The 18,443-nt window shown below is 72.6% G+C and carries 14 protein-coding genes; 6 read left to right on the top strand and 8 right to left on the bottom strand.

From position 1 onward, the window contains the following. Nucleotides 1-21: 21 nt before the first annotated feature. The 5 genes from B0I32_RS11065 to B0I32_RS11085 all read right to left on the bottom strand — a co-directional run bounded on the left by B0I32_RS11065 (nucleotide 22) and on the right by B0I32_RS11085 (nucleotide 5,167). On the bottom strand, nucleotides 22-1,311 hold the full coding sequence (locus tag B0I32_RS11065; protein ID WP_245955755.1) for an AAA family ATPase: 1,290 nt from the start codon (nucleotides 1,309-1,311) through the stop codon (nucleotides 22-24). Next, nucleotides 1,308-2,735, bottom strand: a complete 1,428-nt coding sequence (locus tag B0I32_RS11070) for a hypothetical protein (RefSeq protein ID WP_106237458.1) — start codon at nucleotides 2,733-2,735, stop codon at nucleotides 1,308-1,310. The genes B0I32_RS11065 and B0I32_RS11070 overlap by 4 nt, the downstream gene beginning before the upstream one ends. Next, a complete protein-coding gene (locus tag B0I32_RS11075; RefSeq protein ID WP_106237460.1) occupies nucleotides 2,732-3,862 on the bottom strand; it encodes a hypothetical protein in 1,131 nt (376 codons plus the stop codon). The genes B0I32_RS11070 and B0I32_RS11075 overlap by 4 nt, the downstream gene beginning before the upstream one ends. Then, the gene (locus tag B0I32_RS11080; RefSeq protein WP_106237462.1) at nucleotides 3,859-4,641 is read right to left on the bottom strand and encodes a hypothetical protein; all 783 of its coding nucleotides are present in this window, start codon (nucleotides 4,639-4,641) and stop codon (nucleotides 3,859-3,861) included. The genes B0I32_RS11075 and B0I32_RS11080 overlap by 4 nt, the downstream gene beginning before the upstream one ends. A gap of 67 nt (nucleotides 4,642-4,708) precedes the next feature. Beyond that, nucleotides 4,709-5,167: an ATP-binding protein gene (locus tag B0I32_RS11085; protein ID WP_106237464.1), complete on the bottom strand. Its 459-nt coding sequence runs from the start codon at nucleotides 5,165-5,167 to the stop codon at nucleotides 4,709-4,711. Nucleotides 5,168-5,347: 180 nt separating this feature from the next. Between B0I32_RS11085 and B0I32_RS11090 the strand changes: the two genes are divergently transcribed. Both B0I32_RS11090 and B0I32_RS11095 read left to right on the top strand, forming a co-directional pair. Further along, nucleotides 5,348-7,156, top strand: coding sequence for a glycoside hydrolase family 15 protein (locus B0I32_RS11090; protein WP_106237467.1), 1,809 nt, complete (start codon nucleotides 5,348-5,350; stop codon nucleotides 7,154-7,156). Between the two features lie 72 nt (nucleotides 7,157-7,228). Continuing rightward, nucleotides 7,229-9,283 (top strand): SpoIIE family protein phosphatase, encoded by a 2,055-nt coding sequence (locus B0I32_RS11095; protein WP_106237469.1) that lies wholly within the window; start codon nucleotides 7,229-7,231, stop codon nucleotides 9,281-9,283. Nucleotides 9,284-9,339: 56 nt separating this feature from the next. Here B0I32_RS11095 and B0I32_RS11100 read toward each other — a convergent pair whose 3' ends face one another. Genes B0I32_RS11100 through B0I32_RS11110 form a run of 3 tightly spaced genes read right to left on the bottom strand, consistent with a single transcriptional unit; the run spans nucleotide 9,340 to nucleotide 13,293 of the window. Further along, nucleotides 9,340-10,119: an alpha/beta fold hydrolase gene (locus tag B0I32_RS11100; RefSeq protein ID WP_181307262.1), complete on the bottom strand. Its 780-nt coding sequence runs from the start codon at nucleotides 10,117-10,119 to the stop codon at nucleotides 9,340-9,342. A gap of 34 nt (nucleotides 10,120-10,153) precedes the next feature. Further along, nucleotides 10,154-12,085, bottom strand: a complete 1,932-nt coding sequence (locus B0I32_RS11105; RefSeq protein ID WP_106237473.1) for a cellulase family glycosylhydrolase — start codon at nucleotides 12,083-12,085, stop codon at nucleotides 10,154-10,156. A gap of 23 nt (nucleotides 12,086-12,108) precedes the next feature. After that, nucleotides 12,109-13,293 carry an ROK family transcriptional regulator gene (locus tag B0I32_RS11110; RefSeq protein ID WP_106237476.1) on the bottom strand — a complete coding sequence of 395 codons (1,185 nt, stop codon included), beginning with the start codon at nucleotides 13,291-13,293 and terminating at the stop codon, nucleotides 12,109-12,111. Nucleotides 13,294-13,490: 197 nt separating this feature from the next. On the opposite strand from B0I32_RS11110, the gene B0I32_RS11115 reads away from it, so the two are divergent. From B0I32_RS11115 to B0I32_RS11130, 4 genes are all read left to right on the top strand, one after another. After that, nucleotides 13,491-14,810, top strand: coding sequence for an ABC transporter substrate-binding protein (locus tag B0I32_RS11115; RefSeq protein WP_106237479.1), 1,320 nt, complete (start codon nucleotides 13,491-13,493; stop codon nucleotides 14,808-14,810). Further along, nucleotides 14,807-15,721, top strand: a complete 915-nt coding sequence (locus B0I32_RS11120; RefSeq protein WP_106237481.1) for a carbohydrate ABC transporter permease — start codon at nucleotides 14,807-14,809, stop codon at nucleotides 15,719-15,721. Before B0I32_RS11115 ends, B0I32_RS11120 begins: the two co-directional genes overlap by 4 nt. Further along, a complete protein-coding gene (locus tag B0I32_RS11125) occupies nucleotides 15,718-16,569 on the top strand; it encodes a carbohydrate ABC transporter permease (protein ID WP_106237482.1) in 852 nt (283 codons plus the stop codon). Before B0I32_RS11120 ends, B0I32_RS11125 begins: the two co-directional genes overlap by 4 nt. Before the next feature lie 174 nt (nucleotides 16,570-16,743). Further along, nucleotides 16,744-17,892 carry an inositol-3-phosphate synthase gene (locus B0I32_RS11130; protein WP_106237485.1) on the top strand — a complete coding sequence of 383 codons (1,149 nt, stop codon included), beginning with the start codon at nucleotides 16,744-16,746 and terminating at the stop codon, nucleotides 17,890-17,892. Nucleotides 17,893-18,443 lie beyond the last annotated feature (551 nt).

Consider the following 18,443-nt stretch of genomic DNA (forward strand, 5'->3'; position numbering starts at 1 on the left):
CCCCGATGCCGGGCCCGGAGATCAGACCCGGTGCCGGGACAGGTGGTCCAGCACCGACTGGTTGGCCTCCCACCCGTCGGGGAACTTCACCGGCACCCCGAGTTGCACCGGCTCCGCCGACGGGTGCGCGTCCAGCAGTTCGGCGATGCCCGCCCTGGCCACCACCACGCACGCGTGCCGGTGCCGTGAGGCCAGCACGCACAGCCGCCCGGACTCCAGGTGGAAGGCGGTGGCGTCCCTGCGCCCCGACAGCGGGTGCAGCACGATCGTGACGTCGTACTCGCGGCCCTGCAGCCGGTTCGCGGTGTCCACGGTGATCTCGGCCGGCAGGCCCGCGGCGCGGATCGCGGCCACCTGGTCGCGGTGGGCGGCGCCGACGGCGATCCGGTCCGCCGTCACCGGCCGCTCGCCCTGCTCCGAGCCCGACACCGCGCCCCGCTGCAGCAGCCGCTCGGCCAGCAGCGCCACCGCCCGCACGGCCTCGCCGTCGGTGCGCACGGTGTGCCGGTTCGGCAGCTCCAGCAGCGCCCAGCCGGACCTGGCCGCCTCCTCCAGCGCCCGGTCGTGCACGGTGCCCATGCCGCCGGTCGACAGCTCCAGCCACCGGTCCCCGTGCTCGGTCCCGGACCTGAACCCGGTGAACGGGTAGAACGCCCGCGACACCACGGGCGCCGCCGACGCCGGCAGCCGCCACGAGACCGGCAGCCGGTGCACGGGCAGATCGGGATTGTGCCGCAGCAGCACCGAGACGGCGCTCTGCAGCGGGTCCCACGACAGCCCCGACCACCGGTCGCCGTCCACGATCGAGAACGGGTCGAGCTGCCCCGGGTCGCCGACGAACAGCGCCCGCTCGAACAGCCCCGCGATGCGCAGCAGCTTGTCCGAGCGCATCTGGTACGCCTCGTCCACGATCGCCCACGGCCACACCCGGTCGCCGATCCAGGCCCACTTGTCCGCCGTGGCGATGACGATGTCGGGGTCGCCCAGGTCCTGGATCCGGGTGCCGACGCGGACGCCGGGCAGCTCCAGCAGGCGCAGCGGCGGGACGTAGCCGCCGGCCGACAGCCGGCCCACGGTCAGGTGCGGATGCTTGTCACTGATCCTGGACACCAGGTCGTCGACCTGCTCGTTGGTCTGGGCCACGATCATCAGCGGCTCGCCGGTGGCCGCGATGTGGGCGGCGGCGCGCACCACGAGGGTGGACTTGCCCGCCCCGGGCGGGGAGTCGACCACCACGCCGCGGTGCCGGGGCAGGTCGGCGAGCACGTTCCTGATGACCTGCTCGGGGCCGATCGTCGGCTCGGCGGTCACGACCACTCCTCCTGCGCGTCCTCGTCGTCGGGCACGTACTCCTGCGGCGGGCCTCCGTGCGTCCACGGCGTGGCCTCGGCGTCGGGCAGGGCGGGCGAGCCCTGGAAGTCGTCGGTCAGCGAGGTGTAGCAGACCCGCTCGCCGACCTCGGGGACCGCGCCGGGCGCGGGCGTCTTGCCCCGGCCCATCCCCTTGGTGATCTTGATGGTGACCAGGCCCTGGCCCGCGTCCACCAGTTCGGCGCCCTGGCCGCGGCGCTGCGGGGTGCCGAGCGAGGCGCCGGGCGGCAGGCGTACCGGATCGTCGGTCTTGATCACCACGAGCGGGCGCAGCTTGCGCGAGCGGCCCTCGCCCTCGGTGTTGTCGGGCACCGTCTCGGCCACCTCGCCCGCGAACGCCTCGCCGGTCAGCCGGTATTCGGCCATGACCAGGGGATCGTCATAGGCGCGCTGCACGTCGTAGGCGGCCTGGGCGCGCTCCATCCGGGCCAGCTTCGCGGCGGCGGTGATCGCGCCGTCGCGGCGGGGCTGCGGCGGCGCGCCCTCGGCGATGTGCACGGCCATGGCGCTGAACGAGCCGCGGTCGTGCTCCCACCGCTGTGCCACGCTCGGCCCCTCCGGCAGGGCGGCGAGCAGGTCGATCGCCTGCCACATCAGCCGCCAGGTGGGCTCCAGCTGGGTGCGCAGCGCCTCGGTGATGCGCTCGGGCTTCTCGCTCTCGATGGCGGGGGCGAGCACCTCGGCGTCGAAGCCGGGGTCGGTCGCGGGCCCGGCGGGCGGCCAGACGAGCGGGTCCTCGGCCTCGTCGCTCGGCCCGGTCGTGATCCAGGCGGTCAGCGCGGCCAGGTTGGCGTCCTCCAGCCCGCTCTGCCCGCTGGCCCAGTGGCGGCCCAGCTCCTCGGTGGCGGCCGTCATCAGCGACGAGCCCGGATAGGCGGCCCGCTCCCCGAAGTACGTCAGCCACCGCCCGAGCAGCGGCACCACGTCCGGCACCGGATAGGGCCCGTCGGGGCGGCGGAAGCGGGTCGAGCGCCCGAGCAGCCGGGTGAAGGCGACACCGGCCAGGTTGGGGACGATCAGCTGCGGCGCGTCGAGCGCCCGCTCGTAGGGATCGGCGTTCCTGCGCTCCACCGTCTCGGTGTCGTTGAGAAAGCTCTCCACGTACGGCAGCAGCACGCCGGCCAGCTCGGCCGCCCAGGCGAAGCGCAGGTCACGGTTGCGCGGCTGGGTCACCACGAGCAGCCGCGGCGCATCGCGGTCGGTGCCGAGCATGGCCGCGAGCGGCGCGGCGGCCTCTCCCGACAGCTTGAGCGGGATGAACACCATCGGCCGCTCCGACAGGTGGCAGTGCCGGACGGTCGCGACGGGCTGGGCGATGCCCTCGTCGAGGGCGCGCAGCCGGGCGAGCGAGGTCAGCAGGCTCAAGTCAGGCACTCCCGGCGCAGGCGTTCGGCGTTGCGGAGCAGCCGGGCGATCTCCTCCTGGCCCTCGGCGGGGTCGCGGGTGCCGTCGGCCAGGCCCAGCGCCTCGGCCACCGAGGCGACACCGCCGAGCTCGTCGCGCACCTGCCGGCCGAGCAGGTCGGAGGCGCCCTCCTGGCGGGCCTCGTCGCGGCAGAAGAAGCACAGGTCGCAGGCGGACAGGCAGTCGGGCGCGTAGCGGGCGGTGGTCCTGCGCAGCGCGTCGGCCAGCTCGGCCACCGGCCTGGTGGGCCGGCCGTCCTCGCCGGGCAGCAGGTCGAAGTTGAGGCCGTCGGGCAGCGCTTCGAGCAGCCGGTCGAGGGTGGTCATCCGGGTGAGCTGGCGGCGCAGCACGGCGAGCTGCTTGCGGACGTCGACCAGGGTCGCGGCCGGCCGGTTGGCGAAGTTCTCCGGGCAGACCAGCACCACGTCGTGGGAGACCTTCAGCGGGTCGTGGCCCAGCTCCTCCAGCAGAGTGCGCAGCGCCAGCACGTACACCGCCGCCTGCCGCGCGGCCGCGGCCACCGCCGCCGGGTCGGCCTGCCCGTCGATCACCGCGAACGACTTGATCTCCACGATGTGGAAGCGCCCGCCGAGCTGGAAGGCCACCACGTCCGGCTCCAGGTAGGCGGTGTGGCCGGCGATCTCCAGGCTGAGCAGGGGATGGTCGTAGAGCGTGCCCGCGTCGTGGCCCTCGGCCGCGGCCCGGTCGATCAGCGACCTGGTGTGGGCGTGGCGCAGGTGGGCGCCGACGTTCTCCACGTCGTGGTAGGCCACCTCGGCGACGGGCAGATCCAGCAGCTCGCGCAGCATGCGCAGCAGCTCCGCGCACCCGTCGGCCTTCACCAGCGCCTCGAACATGTTGCCGCGCGTGATCGCGAACGGCGACTGCCCGAACGGCGCGGGGAAGCCGAGATGCCGGGCCGCGGCGTCCTTGTCGATGCCGGCCCCGTCCATCAGGGCCCGGCGGGTGCAGCCGGGGTTCGCCGCCAGGGCCGCGATCGCGCGGGCGTCATGCGGCTGCTGCGGCGTGGTGCCCCGCAGGGCCTCCAGCCGGTGCACGGGGTCGCCTTCGCGCTTCAAGCCGCTCACTTGGCCTTCTCCTTCTTGATCGTGCTCAGCGTAGCGGCGCCGAACAGGCGAGTGACGTCATCCAGCTGCGCGGCGGCGCGTTCCGCCAGCTCGGCGCGGTCCCGCGTGTCGCGATCCGCGTGCACGCGCAGCTCCGCGCGGGCCGCCTCGATCACCCGTACGGGGTCCGGCGGGCCCAGCACGGACTCGCCGGCGCCGGGGATGTTCCTGGCCATCCGCGCCAATAACCGCTCGGCCCGTTCACCGTCGGCGGGCGGCTCCATCGACTGCCCGGCCACCGCGATGGCCGCGGTCAGGAAGTCCACCCGGGGGCTCAGCGGGCCGACCACCCGCCGCTCCAGCGGCCAGGCGCTGAGCGCGAGCAGGCCGCGGGCGGGGGAGAGGCGGTCGGTGAGCGCGGCGCACAGGTAGTAGGGGCGGCCGAAGGGCGAGGACCTGAACGAGCGCTCCTCGTCCCTGCGCAGGCTGGTGAGCTGGCCGCTGCGGATCGTGCCGCCGAAGAACGCCTCGCTGACGGCCACGACCAGCCGGGGCTGAGCGGAGGCCCCGAGCAGGCGCAGCCCCTGGTGCACCTGCTCGCGCACGGTGACCAGGCCGGGCGGACGCTCCTTGGTCTTCGGCGGCTCGCCGGTGACCAGGGCGTCCCAGGCGCGCTCGGCGCTGCGCAGCTCAGCGCGCAGAGCCCGGGCGCCGCCGCCGTCCCTGGCCCGCATCGCCGTGCGCACGGCGGCTCGCAGCTCGTCGATCCGCCGTTCGAGATCGTCCAGCCGGTCACTCATGGCGCGAGCGTACCAACAGTCCCAGTATTTTCCAGTAATTCAGGGACATCTGACGCCATGATGAGATCTACAGCGTAAAGGCGAGCTCACTGCGCGGGCGAACGAAAGGGCCGGGCTCGTTCCGGCGCGGCGCGGGCGCGCGGTGGCGCACGAACAGGGTCAGCAGCGAGCCTCGCTCGGTCTGCCGCAGCGTGACCTCGTCACACAGGTGCTGGATCACCCACAGCCCGTACCCCCGGGCCGCGGTGGGATCGACGGTGGCGCGGGCCAGGTGGTCGGGGGTGAGCCCGCCCGCGAGGTCGAGGACCTCCACCATGATCAGGTCGCCGGCCTGCCGCGCGGTCACGGTGCCGGCCCCGCCGCCGTGGTCGAGCACGTTGGTGACCGCCTCGTTGACGGCCAGCACCAGGTCCTCCAGCCGGTGCCCGGGCAGCCCGCAGTGGCGTGCGTGCATGCCGACCAGGTCCCGGATCAGGGCCAGGTCGGCCGTGATGGGACACCGAAGTTCGAACTCGTCAATCATCATCGCCTCGCCCGACGGGGGCCGGGAGGTTCCGCGGGGCCCTTCCGAGCTTTCCCCGCTGGAGATCGTCAAACAGGGTGATTCGTTCCGGTGGCGGACGATGGGTGAGACGAGCCGGGAAGATTGCGGGCTCTTGACGGCCGACGGGTGCTCTGCAGGCGGCTTTCTGCGTACTTTGGGGATATGCGGGGAGACACCAGATACCTGCCGATCGGTGAGCACGGCCTGATCGGTGACCTGCGGACCGTCGCCCTCGTGGGCACCGACGGCACCATCGACTGGTACTGCTGCCCGCGGTTCGACGCCCCCAGCGTCTTCGCCTCGATCCTGGACGCCGGCCGGGGCGGCTCGTTCGAGCTGTGCGCCGACGTCCCCGCGACGACCAAGCAGTTCTACTTCCCCGACACCAATGTGCTGATCACCCGCTTCTTCGCCGAGGACGGCGTGGGCGAGATCCAGGACTTCATGCCGCTCACGGACGACGGCCGCGAGGCCGACCGGCACCGGGTGATCCGCCGGGTCACCTGCGTGCGCGGCACGCTCCCGTTCCGCGCCAGGGTGGCGCCGCGCTTCGACTACGCCAGGCAGCCCCACACGGTCCGCACGGAAGGCGGCCGCACGCTGTTCGAGTCGGAGGCCCTGTCCCTCGCGCTGTCGGCGAGCGTGCCCGTCGAGAACGACGGCAGGGACGCCTGGAGCGCCTTCGAGCTGAAGGAGGGTGAGCAGGCCGTGCTCGCCCTCGACCGGATCGACGACCGGATCGCCCCGGCCGACTGCCCGATCGAGGAGGCGGAGCGGGAGTTCGACGCCACCGTGCGGTACTGGCGCCGCTGGCTGTCCGCCTCCCGCTACCGGGGCAGGTGGCGGGAGGTCGTGCACCGCTCCGCCCTGACGCTGAAGCTGCTCACCTTCGCCCCGACGGGCGGGATCGTCGCCGCCCCCACGACCAGCCTGCCCGAGCAGCTCGGCGGCGGCCGCAACTGGGACTACCGGTACGTGTGGGTGCGCGACGCCGCGTTCTGCGTCTACGCCCTGCTCAGGCTCGGCTTCACCGAGGAGGCCGAGGCGTTCATGGGCTTCCTGTCCAAGCACGTCGCCCGCGACGGCGGGAGCGCCGCCGGCCCCATGCAGATCATGTACGGCATCGACGGCCGCGCCGACCTGCCGGAGGAGGAGCTCACCCACCTGGAGGGGCACAGGGGATCGGCTCCCGTGCGGATCGGCAACGCCGCCGCCGAACAGCTCCAGCTCGACATCTACGGGGCGCTCATCGACTCCATCTACCTCTACAACAAGTGGGGCGACCCGATCTCCAGCGAACGCTGGGACGAGGTGTGCACGCTGGTCGACTGGGTCGCCGACAACTGGGACCAGCCCGACGAGGGCATCTGGGAGACCCGCGGCGGGCGCAAGAACTTCGTCTACTCGCGGCTGATGTGCTGGGTGGCGATCGAGCGCGCCATGCGCATGGCCGGCCAGCGCGGCCTGCCCGCCGACATCCCCCGCTGGCGGCGGGCGCGCGACACGATCTACCGCGACATCATGCGGCGCGGCTGGTCGGAGCAGCTGAACGCGTTCGTCCAGCACTACGACGAGGACGTGCTGGACGCCTCGATCCTGATGATGCCGCTGGCCAAGTTCGTCTCGCCGACCGATCCCCGGTGGCTGTCCACCCTCGACGCGCTGGGCGACGGGCTGGTCTCCGACTCGCTGGTCTACCGCTACGACCCCGAGGTCAGCCCCGACGGCCTGGAGGGGCCCGAGGGCACGTTCTCGATCTGCTCGTTCTGGTACGTCGAGGCGCTGGCCCGCGCAGGCCGCGTCGACGAGGCCCGCCTGGCCTTCGAGAAGATGCTCACCTACGCCAACCACCTCGGCCTGTACGCCGAGGAGATCGGGCACACCGGCGAGCAACTGGGCAACTTCCCGCAGGCCATCACGCACCTCGCGCTCATCAGCGCCGCGTTCAACCTGGACCAGGCACTGGGCTGAAGATGTGCATATAGCACCACAAGCCTTGGTCAAGGGAGAATCATCCCAGGTCAGGGTCAATATCCTGGGTTGATGAGACCGTTCGAGCCCAGGTTGAACGACGGCATGACGGCGGCCGAGCTGGTCCCGGCGTTCCTCGTGGTCAACACGGCGGGCACGATCATCGGATGGACCGCGGCCACCGAACGGCTGACCGGCTACACCGCCGACGAGGTGCTCGGCCGCCCGGGCACGCGCCTCCTCCCGCCGGCCGACCGGAGCGGCTGGCTCAGACGGCTGAAGGAGGAGGAGCGGCTGTCCGGTCTGAGCGAGATCCTGTGCCGCGACGGGCACTCCGTCCTGGTCCGCGCCGAGGGCGCCAAGATGCTGACCGCGCTGGCGGGCGACGCCTGGCTCGTGTCGCTGGTCCCGGCGATCGGCGATCTGTTCGGCGGCGCGGGTTCGCTGCTGGAGCGGCTGCTCACCCACTTCCCCGTGGCCATGGCCTTCTGGGATCGCGATCTGCGCTGCGTGTGGCGCAACGCGGCGGCCGAGAGCCTGGAGCCGGCCTTCCCGCACTACCGGATCGGGGCCTCGCTGCACGACCCCATCGCCGGGTACGACACCACGACCATACGGGAGACGATGCGCGGCGTGCTGGAGACCGGCAAGCCCGCGGTCGACCGCGAGGCACGGGCTTTCCCGGCCGACGGACGGGGGGAGCTCACCCTGTCCATCTCGCTGTTCCGGCTGGACGGCGTGGAGGGGCAGCCGCTCGGCATCTGCTCGCTGGCGCTCGACATCAGCAGGAGCCAGGCCCGCGACCGCCTGACGCTGCTGCGTGAGGCCGGCATCAGGATCGGCAGCACGCTCGACGTGAAACGGACCGCGCAGGAGCTGGCGGACCTGGCGGTGCCGATCCTGGCCGACTACGTCACGGTCGATCTGGGCGAAGAGGTCATGCCCGGCTCCGAGCCCCTGCAACGGCTGACCGCCACGTCGTCGGGCATCCCCGTCTTCCGCCGGGCGGGGGTGGCCTCGGTCCACGACGACGCCCCCGAATCGCTCTGGCCGCGCGGGCACGCGGTCTTCGTCCCGCCGTCGTCACCCTTCACCAAGGTGCTCGACAGCGGGGAGAGTTATTTCGAGCCCGTGATGAACACCCGCCCCGGCAGTTGGCTCGACGAGGATCCGGACCGGGCACGGATGATCCACCACACCGGCATGCACTCACTGATCATCGTGCCGCTGAAGGCCCGCGGCGAGCTCCTGGGCGTCGCCGTGTTCGTCCGGCACGAGAACGCGCAGCCGTTCACCACCGACGACCTGCTTCTCGCCGAGGAACTGGTCGCCCGCGCCGCGCTGAGCCTGGACAACGCCCGCCGGTACACCCGCGAGCGCAACGCCGCCCTGGCCCTGCAGCGCAACCTGCTGCCGAGCAATCTGGACGGCGGCGGCACGCTGGAGGTGGCCTCCCACTACCTGCCCTCCGACATGCACGAAGGCGTCGGCGGCGACTGGTTCGACGCGATCAGGCTGGACGACTCCCGGCTGGCCCTGGTCGTCGGCGACGTGACCGGCCACGGCATCGACGCCGCGGCGACGATGGGCCGCCTGCGCACCGCCGTGCGCACCCTGGCCTATCTGGGCCTGCGACCGCACGAGCTGCTCGCCCGCCTCGACGACCTGGTCGCGCGCCTGTCCGACGAGGAGGCCGCCGACGGCGAGCCCCGTGACGCCACGGGCGCCACCTGCCTGTACGCGGTCTACGACCCCGCCACCCGGCGCTGCACCATGGCCACGGCCGGGCATCCGCCGCCGGCCGTGATGGCGCCGTCGGGGGAGGTGCACTTCCCGAACCTGCCCAGCGGCACCCCGATCGGCCTGGGCGTGGGCTCCTTCGAATCGCTCGAACTGGAGCTGGCCCCCGGGACCGTGCTCGCCCTCTACACCGACGGCCTGATCGAGACCCGGCAGGCCGACCTGGACGCGGGCATGGACCGGCTGGGCACCGCCCTGGCCGGGGCCGCGCTGCCGCTGAACGACCTGTGCGCCCACGTGATCGACACCATCGTGGGCGACACCCCGGCCGAGGACGACATCGCCCTGCTCATGGCCCGGGTGCCGCACAAGGACCCGCCGTCCTGAACCCGCCTGAACCCGCCTGGGCCCGCCGTCGTGGGCCCGCGCGGGCCGCGGCGCCGTCAGCCGAGGGGCCGCAGCTCCTCCGGCAGGGGACCGCCGGACACCCGCGCCCTGATCATGGCCGTGAACAGCTCCGGCTTCTCGCCGCTCCACCCGTGGCCCACGCCCGGCACCAGGCGGGCCTCGCCGTGCGGGAACACGGCGGCGATCTCGGCCAGCGAGCCCCTGGTCAGCTCGTGCTCCTCGCCGCCGGCCACGGCCAGGACCGGGCACGGGGACGTCCCGGCCGCGCCGGGCAGCCGGAACCCCACCGCCTCGTCGCTGACCCGGCGGAACGACTGCCGGGTGGTGGCCCGCGCGGCCTCCTCGTAGCCGGCGACGTCCTCCTCGGGAACCCTGAGCGCGCGGGCGTTGGCCCGCAGCACCGGCCCCCACTTCATCACCGGCGCGATGAGCGCGCCCATGAGCCGCAACCGGCCGGGGTGCGGGAACGGCAGCACGTTGATGCCGCTCACGATCGCGCCGCCGACGGCTTCGGGAGAGGTCGCGGCGAGGTGCGCGGCCACGTACCCGCCCATGGACAGCCCCACGACGTGCGCCGCGCCCCCGGGCGCCCGCCCGGCGATCACCTCGGCGACCAGGCGGGCGGTGTCGGCGAACGAGACCCACTCACGGGTGTTGCTGCGCCCGTGCCCGGGCAGGTCGGGCACCAGGACGCGCAGATCCGCGGAGAGGGCGGCCACCTGCTTCTCCCACATCCAGCCGCTGGTGCCCGCGGCATGCAGCAGCACCACCGCGGGCGCGCCTGCCGGTCCTGCCTCATGGACAAAGATCGTCATACCGGCCATGCTGGCACATCCGCCGCCCCGGCGATCACGCGAGTTCGAGCACGCTCACGCCGTACGGGGGCAACTCCACCACGCTCACCGGAGAGCCGTCCGCGTTCCTGAGGCTTCCGCCGCGGACGACGGGCGCCGCCTTGATATCCGCGTCCGACTGGCTGACGCACCACACGAAGACGCGGCCGTCCTCATGCCGCATCAGGGCGGCGCTCACGAGGGGCGTGTCGAACGAGACCGCCGGCTCCACGCCCGCCTGCGCGGCCAGCGCGCGGTAGAGCCGCCAGGTGTCCTCCGGGTTGGCGTGCGGCGTGATCGCCGCCATGTACTCCAGCGGGTAGGTGGCCAGCACCATCCAGCCGTCGCCCACCGTGTGCCGCAGCAGCGCCGGCCGTCCTTCCGCGTCACGGGCCAGCACCTGCGCCCCGTCGGGCTCGACCGGCAGGTACGAGCGCGAGTTCGCCGTCCCCGCCACCGGGAAGACCAGCTCGTCCCCGGCCTTGAGATCGCCCAGATCCGCGGTCATGGTCAACGTCAGCCGATCGCCGTGGATCGGCTCGACCAGGCCGTACCTGGACCGCTTGCGCACCCCGAACATGCCGTCCAGGTCCGGCCACCAGGAGCCGCGCTGGTTGGTGTGCTCGCCGGCGAAGTAGGAGGCGTACACGGTGGCGCCCGCGCGGGCCCGCTCCAGCAGCGCGCGCCAGCCGGGCGCGGTGAGCTGCTTGGCCGACGGCAGCAGGTACAGCCTGCAGTCGCCGGGCACGCCGTCCCGCTCCCTGGCCACGCCGACCGCCAGGTCCGCCTCGCGGGCCGCCACGTACGCCTGCCGGCACACGTCGAAGACGATCGTCGCGTCGCCCGGCTGGGTGAACGGGTAACGGCTCTCCAGGTAGGAGGAGACGACCAGCGCCGCCTCGGCGTCCGGGCGGGAGCAGCGCGCCAGGTCCACGCGGTCGAGCACGCGGGCGAAGTCGCGCACCTCGCGGGCCTGGGCCTTGGGCCGCCCGGCCGCGTCCACCAGCCCGAAGTGCATCTCGAACGGGTGGTGGCTGTACGGCTCCTGCCGCCACAGGTCGTCGTAGTCGGTGTTGTTCCAGGCCAGCCAGCCGGTCGCGCCGGCCAGCAGGGTGTTGTGCAGGACCTGGCGGTAGTAGTGGGCGGCGTGCTCCTCACCGGCGTAGTCGCTGGTGAGGCCGAACTCCTCCATGATCACCGGCTTGCCGCCGAGGTCGAGCAGCTCGCAGACGAAGGCCGCGCCCAGGTGCTGGCGCACCGGGTCGGTCTCCATCCGGTAGACGTGCGGGCCGAGGAAGTCGACCAGCCCGGCCAGCTCCCGTACGCGGAAGCCGTTGTCGGCGCCGGTGACCTCCACGCCCCAGGCGCCGTCGCCGACGGAGACCGGCTGGGTGCCGCCGCCGGCCCTGACGGCGTCGATGAGGATCTGGGCCCAGCTCGTCACCTGCTCGTGGTCGAGGGTGCCGATGCCGCGTGAGCGCCAGTCGCCGTAGATGGGGATCTCGTTGGTCAGCAGCCAGGCGGCGACGGCGGGGTGGTCCTTGAAGCGGGCCGTCAGCTCGCGGACGTACCAGGCCTGGCGGGCCACGAACCACACGTCGCCGAACAGGTCGCGGCCCTGCCGCCAGGCGGGGTCCCAGTTCTGGCCGGACATGTGGCCGACGATGAAGGTCGGGATCGTGCGCATGCCGAGCTCCTGATGCCGGTCGAGGAAGTCGGCGTAGCGGGACACCAGCTCCTCGTCCAGCGCGTCCGGGGCCGGCATGAAGTCGGGCCAGTAGAAGAAACTCCTGGTGACGGTCATGCCGTGCTCGCGCATGACCGCCAGCTCCGCCGAGACGATCTCCGGCTCGTACGAGCGCCACATGAGCGGCCCGCCCGCCCGCGACCAGAAGTTGACCCCCACCCAGATGCCGGCGTCCGAGAGCTTGGCCGATTGCCGTTTCACGCGCGTCCGTCCTCCTGATCGTGCTAGTCGCTGCCGGTGACGAAACTCTGGATGGCGACGACCGCGCCGCCGCGGGCCCACTCGCGGAAGTCGTCGGCCTCGACGACCACGTCGACCGAGCCGGGCACGCCGCGCCGGTCGGCGGTCAGGGCCCGGTCGAGGTCGGCCGCGGCCAGGCGGGCCAGCTCCACGCCCTCGCCCGCGAGGACGACGGTCTTGACCATGGAGACGGTGGCGACGTGGGCGATGAGCCGGCCCAGGGCGCCCGCCGCCTCACGGACGACGCTGCGGCAGACCCGGTCGCCGGCCGCGGCCAGCCGCAGGACCTCGTCGTACGTGACCGCCCGGCGCAGCCCCTGCCCCGCGGTGGCCTCGACGGACCAGCTCGACAGGTACGCCGCCGCGCAGCCGCGATGACCTTCCGGGCACATGGGGCCGCTGGCGTCGAGCACCAGGTGGCCGAACATGCCGAGGTCCGCCTCGGTGGCGGCGACCAGGTGGTCGTGCACGATGAGCGCGTACCCGATGCCGGCGCCGATCGTGATCAGCGCGAAGTCGCGCAGGCCGCGTCCCGGCCCGAACCAGTGGTGCTGGTGGGCCAGGGCCGCCACGTCGTTCTTGACCACGCACGGTACGCCCAGCGCCCGCTCCATGAGCGGCGCCAGCTCCACCTGCGACCAGCCCAGGAAGGGGGCGTCGACCAGGGGCTCGCCGCCGACCTGCGCGGAGGCGCGGGCGTTGCCGCCGACCGTGACCCCGGCGCCGACGGTCGCCCCCGCGCGACCCCCGTCAGACCGCCCGTCTTTTCGCCCGTCCGGTCGCTCGCCCGACAGGTCGTCGAGCAGGCGCTTGGCCTGCCGGCACACGGCCTCGGGGTCGTGGTCGGCGATCGGCTCGTCACGGGCGGCGATGACCTCCGCGCGCAGGTCGGTGACGACGGCGTGCACCCGGTCGGACGTCAGCTTGATCCCGAAAAAGCGGTGCTCGGCGGCGGCCACGTCGAGGGGACGGGTGGGCCGGCCGTTCACCGGGTCGTGCACCACCTCGCCCTCGACGAGCAGCCCGGCGTCCACCATCGGCTTGGTCAGCCGGGTCAGGCTGCCGGTCGACAGATGCAGGGTCTTGGCCAGCGCGGTCCTGGACTGCGGACCGTGAATGATCAGCTCCTTGACGATGGAGCGCGCGGCGTCGGGTAGGGCGTCCCACATGCCGCCCCATCTTCGGGGCCTGACCGCCATCAACGCCAGCCTCCCTCGCTTTGGCTTTGTGGCAAAGCTAACATGACGGCCGGGTGAAGACGTCCTCACATAGCCGTCCTGAAATATCTGCACAAGTAGTGACACGAAGCACATCTGTTCCCTAGGTTGGCTTTTCTGCAAAGCCAACTCTCGGGAGGAGACGCGGGATGCGTATCAGAGGGGCCTCCGGCTCGATCGCGGCGCTCGGCATGGCGGCTCTCCTGGCCGCCTGCTCGTCGGGCGCAGGCGGCGGCGACTCGGCCGCCACCACGCCGGCCGCCGAGTCGGGGCCGGTCACGCTGCAGTTCTGGTGCTGGGGCTCGGGGCAGAAGGACAAGGTCGCGGCGTTCAACAAGGCGCACCCGGACATCCAGGTCCAGCACACCGACGTCGGCGGCGGCACCGACACGGCGGCCAAGCTGCTCACCGCCGGCCGCGCGGGCAACGGCCCCGACGCCGCCTGCCTGGAGTACGAGTCGCTGCCCGCCATGATCGTGGCCGGCGCGCTGGCCGACATCTCCGCCCACACCGGCCCGATCAAGGACGCGTTCAGCCCCGACGTGTGGACCCTCACCAGCTTCGACGGCGCCGTCTACGGCGTACCGCAGGACCTCGGCCCGATGGTCTTCGTCTACAACAGGAAGCGCTTCGACGAGCTGAAGATCGAGGTCCCCGTCACCTGGCAGGACTTCGCCGACGTGGCCGCCCAGGTGCGGAAGAAGGACCCCGAGGCCTACCTGGCCACGTTCGCCCCCGCCGAGTTCGGCAACTTCGCCGGTCTCGCCCAGCAGGCCGGCGCGTCCTGGTGGAAGGTCCAGGGCACCACGTGGAGCGTGGGCATCGCCGACGCGCCCTCCCTGGAGGTGGCCGGCTTCTGGCAGGGACTCATCGACAAGGACCTGATCAAGGCCCAGCCGCTGCTCACCCCCGAGTGGAACAACCAGCTGAACAAGGGCAAGATCCTCAGCTGGCCGAGCGCCCTGTGGGCCCCCGGCGTGCTGTACGGCATCGCCGAGAAGCAGGCCGGCGACTGGGCCATCGCGCCGCTGCCGCAGTGGACCGCCGGCGACGCCCGCGTCGCCTTCCAGGGCGGCAGCGCCCTCGCCGTCACCAAGAACTCGAAGCACGTCCAGGCCGCCGCCACGTTCGCCGCCTGGATGAACACCGACAAGACGGCCAACGACCTCCAGATCGCCGCCGGCGAGTACCCGGCCTCGCTGGCCGGCCAGCGGGCCACCAGCACCAGCGAGCCGCCCAAGCTGGTCGGCGGGCAGAAGGATTACTGGCAGGTCGCCGCCAAGGCGGCCCAGAACACCATTCCGCACATCAGCTGGGGCCCGAACGTCGGCACCGCCTCCAGCGCCTACCAGGACGCCGTGGCCGCCGCCGTCCGCGACAAGACCCCGCTGGCCGACGCGCTGAAGAAGACCCAGCAGGTTGTGGTCGACGACATGAAGGCCACGGGCTTCCAGGTCGCCGGCTCATGACCGCTCCCGCCGGCGCCCGCCGCGGGTCGCGGGCGCCGTACCTGTTCGTCGCGCCCGCGGTGGTGCTGTTCGTGGCCTTCCTGGCCGTGCCGATCGGCTACGCCGTCTACCTCAGCGTCCGCGGCCTGCGGCTGACCGGCACGGGCATCTTCGGCACCCGCCAGGAGGTCTTCGTCGGGCTGGACAACTACGCCAGGACGCTGACCGACCCCGAGTTCTGGGCCGGTTTCGGGCGGCTCGCCCTCTACGGGCTGATCAGCGTGCCGCTGACGCTCGGGCTGGCGCTGCTGTTCGCGCTGCTGCTCGACTACGCCGGCTCGCGCGGCCGCCGGTTCTCGCGTACGGCGATCTTCCTGCCGTACGCGATCCCCGGCGTGACCGCCTCGCTCCTGTGGGGCTTCATGTACCTGCCCTCGACCAGCCCCTTCAGCTTCCTCACCCGGGAGCTGGGGCTGGGCGAGATCCCGTTCCTCGGCGCGGGCGGCATCTACCCGTCGCTGGCCAACGTCGCGATCTGGGGCGGCGTCGGCTTCAACATGATCATCATCTACACGTCGCTGCGCGGCATCCCCGCCGAGCTGTCGGACGCCGCCCGCATCGACGGCGCCTCAGAGTGGCGGATCGCCTGGCACGTCAAGATCCCCCTGGTCGCGCCCGCGCTCGTGCTCACCGGCCTGTTCGCGCTCATCGGCACGCTGCAGGTGTACGGCGAGCCGACCACGCTCAAACCGATGACCACCGAGATCTCCCAGACCTGGGTGCCCCTGATGCTGATCTACCGCAACGCCTTCCTCCGCGACGACCTGCCGCTGGCCTCGGCCGCCTCCGTCGTCCTGGCCGCCGGCACCCTCGCCGTCTCCGTCGTGCTGCTCAAGCTCACCCAGCGGCGGGCGTTGGGGGGCATGCGATGAAGGCGCAGCTCCTGCCGCACCAGCGGGCCAAGATCCTGCCCACCGTCGTCCTGCTCGTCGGCGCGCTCTACTGCCTGGTGCCGGTCGCCTGGGTGATCGTGGCCTCGACCAAGTCCGGCGCCGAGCTCTTCTCCACCTTCACCTTCGCCCCCGGCACGGGCCTGCTGGACAACCTGCGCGACCTGTTCGCCTACGGCGACGGCCAGTTCGTGCGCTGGGCGGCCAACAGCGCCCTGTACGCCGGCGCCGGCTCCGCCGCCTCCACCCTCATCTCGACGCTGGCCGGCTACGGCATGGCCAAGTACGAGTTCAGGGGCCGCGGCGTGCTGTTCTACGCCATCCTGGCCGGCGTGCTCGTGCCCGGCATGACCCTGGCCATCCCGCAGTACCTGATCATGTCGGAGCTGAACCTGGTCGGCGGCTACTGGTCGGTCCTGCTGCCCAGCCTCATCTCGCCGTTCGGCATCTACCTGGCCCGCGTGTACGCGCTGTCCTCGGTGCCGGACGCCACCCTGGAGGCGGCCAGGATCGACGGGGCGAGCGAATATCGCATCCTCGGCTCCATCGGGCTGCCCATGATGGTCCCCGGCATGGTGACGATCTTCATGCTGCACTTCGTGGGCACGTGGAACAACTTCCTGCTGCCGTACATCATGCTGTCGGACCAGTCCAAGTTCCCGATCACCGTGGGCCTCTACACGCTGCTGTCCCAGGGATCGTCGGAGCCCGCACTCTACGGCATCGCCATCGTGGGCGCCGCCGTGTCGGTCGTCCCGCTCATCGCGTTGCTGCTGTTCCTGCAGCGCTTCTGGCGGCTGGACCTGCTCAGCGGCGGCCTGAAGGGCTGACCGGCGCGCGGCACCAGACACGAACAAGATTCGTGTCCTCCTTGAACGACGGCCGTTTCGGGCGGATCCTGGTCACTAGTCCGATCATTCCTTCGTCTCCGTACCTACCTACGACCGCCACGGGAGCAGCGCCCGCGGGGGCGGCCAGCACCGCCCGCGCGCGAAGGAGACTGTATGAGAACGGGAGCATGGCTGATCGGAGCCCGAGGCTCGGTCGCCGTCACGAGCATGATCGGGGCGCTGGCCGTCCGGGCGGGCCTGACCGGGCCCACCGGCTGCGTCCTGGAGTCACCCGCCCTGCGCGACCGCGTCCGGCCCGGCATCGGCGACCTCGTCTTCGGAGGCCACGACGTCACCTCCGTCCCCCTGGAGAAGAAGGCCGCCCAGCTCGCCGAGGCCGGGGTGGTGCCGGCCGCCCTGGCCCGGGCCGTCCAGGGCGATCTGGCCGTCATCGAACGGGACCTGCGGCCGGTGCCCGCCGCCCCGACCCAGGCGGCGACCGCCGCCGCCGTCGCCGCCGACCTGGACCGCTTCCGCCGCGAACACGGCCTGGACCGCGTCGTCGTCGTCAACGTCTCGTCCACCGAACCCGTCCCGCCCCCGCATCCCGCCCACGCCACCCTCACCGCGCTGCGGGCCGCCCTCGACGGGCCCGGCCCGGTGCTGCCACCCAGCGCCCTCACGGCCTTCGCCGCCTTCGAATCCGGCTGCCCGTACGTCGACTTCACCCCCTCGACCGGCGCCCGCCTCCCAGCCCTCGCCGAACTGGCCCTCCAGCGGGGGCTGCCGTACGCCGGGAACGACGGCAAGACGGGCGAGACGCTGGTCAAGTCGGTGCTCGCGCCGATGTTCGCCCAGCGCAACCTCAGGGTGCGCACCTGGTCCGGCGTCAACCTGCTCGGCGGGGGCGACGGCGCCAACCTGGCCGAGCCCGGCGCCAACGCGGCCAAGGCCGCCAGCAAGCAGCGGGTGCTGGCCGAGACCCTCGGGTACGCGCCGCAGGGTGACACCCGCATCGACTACCTGGAGGACCTCGGCGACTTCAAGACCGCCTGGGACCTCGTCACGTTCGAGGGCTTCCTCGGGACGGCGATGCGCATGGAGTTCACCTGGCACGGCTGCGACTCGGCGCTGGCCGCACCCCTCATCCTCGACCTGACCCGCCTGACCGCCGCCGCCGCCCGCACGGGCCGCTCGGGACCCCTCACCGACCTGGCCTTCTTCTTCAAGGACCCCCTGGGCGAAACCTCCCACGGCCTGGCCGAACAGTGGCGCGCCCTGTGCGACCTGATCGACACCCTCGCCCCCCAGGCAGAGGGGTGACCCGCCCACGGCTCGCCGATCCCCGGCCGCGCGACGCCGGCGGGAGTGTGACGCCGGCGACGCCCGGCCAGATCCGGCTACAGCCGGGTTATGGCGACGGCGACGTCCGGCGACGGCGGGGTTCGTCCCGGCGGGGTACGGGAGAGGCTCGGCGACGGCCGAAGGCGCGGCGACAGCGCCGTGCGGCGGCGGGGTATGCCGATGACGTCGGCGGGGTGTGGCGGTGGCCGGGCGTGGCGATGGCGGGGTGTGGCAACGGCCGGGTGTGCCGATGGTGCGTTTGGCGTGGGTCAGGCGTGGCGTCGGCAGGGTGTGGGCGAGGACCGGCGACAGCCGAGGGTGCGGCGACGGTGGCGTGCGACGACGGCCGGGTGCGGCAACGGCGGCGTGCGCTCGCGGTCGGGTGTGGCGTTGGCGTCGGCCGCGTGGGGCGGCGGGGCGTGGCGATGGCGGGATGTCGTGTCTGCGGCGTGTGGCGAGGTTCGGCCACCGCCGGGGATGTGGCGACAGCGATGTGCCGCGACGGCTTGGCGAGGTGTGGCGATGGCGTT

Source organism: Nonomuraea fuscirosea (assembly GCF_003001935.1).
GTDB lineage: Bacteria > Actinomycetota > Actinomycetes > Streptosporangiales > Streptosporangiaceae > Nonomuraea > Nonomuraea fuscirosea.